Consider the following 1,520-nt stretch of genomic DNA (forward strand, 5'->3'; position numbering starts at 1 on the left):
TGGTTTCGAAAAGGGATTTTTACTTTTATATGTATTTTGTTAGTACTTTTTCAATAGTTTCGGGTAACTCGACCCGCTTATTAGGTATGGTTTATAGCCAACTGGCTAATTTTTTGAGGTTCATTGCGGCAAAAACAAGCATCGCGTAGTGTTGATTTTTTACACTACCTCGAAGCTTCGTCCATCTTAGCCCATGCTTTTCTTTTGCATCCGCGAAGACTCGTTCAATTGTTTCCTTGCGTTTCTTGTACATCAGCTTATTATAAATCGTGTATCTCAATTCCTCAGCTTCATCAAGAAAATTCTGCCATATATGTCGTTTAATTACTTTTTGATGTCCTTCGCTTTTCGTACATTGACTTAGCAGTGGACAAACTTTACATTCCTTCTTATTCGAGAGATACGTTCGGTAGCCATTGCGATCCAACGTGCTAACTTTCAAAGTTTTCTCGTTAGGACAAATGTATTGATCAAAATATTCATCGTAAAGGAAATCATTTTTTCTAAACATGTCTTGATCTCCTTTAGGTCTTGTATAAGGTAAAATCGCCCGAAGGGCATTCTCAGAAAGCACTTTAGCGATTGTCGATGTTTTATAACCGGCATCAGCTGCTAGACCGTAAGGATGGTAAAATGGTAATTTTTTTAATTGTTCTAAAAGCGGAGGGAGAATCTGACTGTCATGAATATTGCCGGGGGTAACTATTGTTCCCAAGATAAACCCGTTCTTGTCACAGGCAGTATGCGCAGAATAGGCAAATTGTTTTTCTTTTTCACCTTTTACGAAATACCCAGCTTCTGGATCAACCGTACTTATCCTCTTTTCTTTCAGTTCACGACTATCAAATTCAAAAGGCTTTTTTCCTTCTGAAACCCTCACTTCGTTGATTTCTTGTTCCAATTGTTTTTGGTATACTTTTGCTTCTTGTGCCACCATTTCTTTCGTAAAGTGATGTTTATTTGCATTTGCTTTGATATGCGTTGAATCTGCGAAGATGACTTCATCATCGATAAAACCGCGTGCGTTTGCCGCATTTAGAATCTGTAGAAAAATTTGGTAAAACACATCACTATTTTTAAATCGACGAACGTAGTTTTTTCCGAAGGTTGAGAAGTGTGGTGGCTTCTCAGAAATTTCCAAACCCAAAAACCAGCGATAAGCCATGTTCGTTTCAATCTCTTTAATCGTTTGCCGCATTGATCTAATTCCAAAAAGGTATTGAATAAAGACCATCTTGAAAAGGATGACTGGATCAATACTCGGTCTACCAATATCTGAGTACATTGATTCAACGAGTGGATAAATAAACTCGAAATCGAGTGCTTTGTCCACTTTCCTAACAAGATGATCTTCGGGTACAAAATCTTCAATTGATACAAACTCAAAGTAATTTCTAGAGTCCTTCGTACGTCTGCTCATCATAAGATCAACCCCTTGATATTACTGTATTTGTTACTTATATTATACCAAAAAAAGACTGTAAACTTAAGTCATTTTCATGACTTTGTCTACAGTCTGA

1 protein-coding gene is annotated in these 1,520 nt (G+C 37.0%); it reads right to left on the reverse strand.

Annotation, left to right across the window (positions count from 1 at the left end; all coding sequences use genetic code 11):
* Positions 1 to 91: 91 nt before the first annotated feature.
* On the reverse strand, positions 92 to 1,423 hold the full coding sequence (locus GVJ38_RS14105) for an IS1182 family transposase (protein WP_159723814.1): 1,332 nt from the start codon (positions 1,421 to 1,423) through the stop codon (positions 92 to 94).
* Positions 1,424 to 1,520 lie beyond the last annotated feature (97 nt).

The organism is Enterococcus sp. CSURQ0835, assembly GCF_902706605.1.
Taxonomy (GTDB): Bacteria; Bacillota; Bacilli; order Lactobacillales; family Enterococcaceae; genus Enterococcus_A.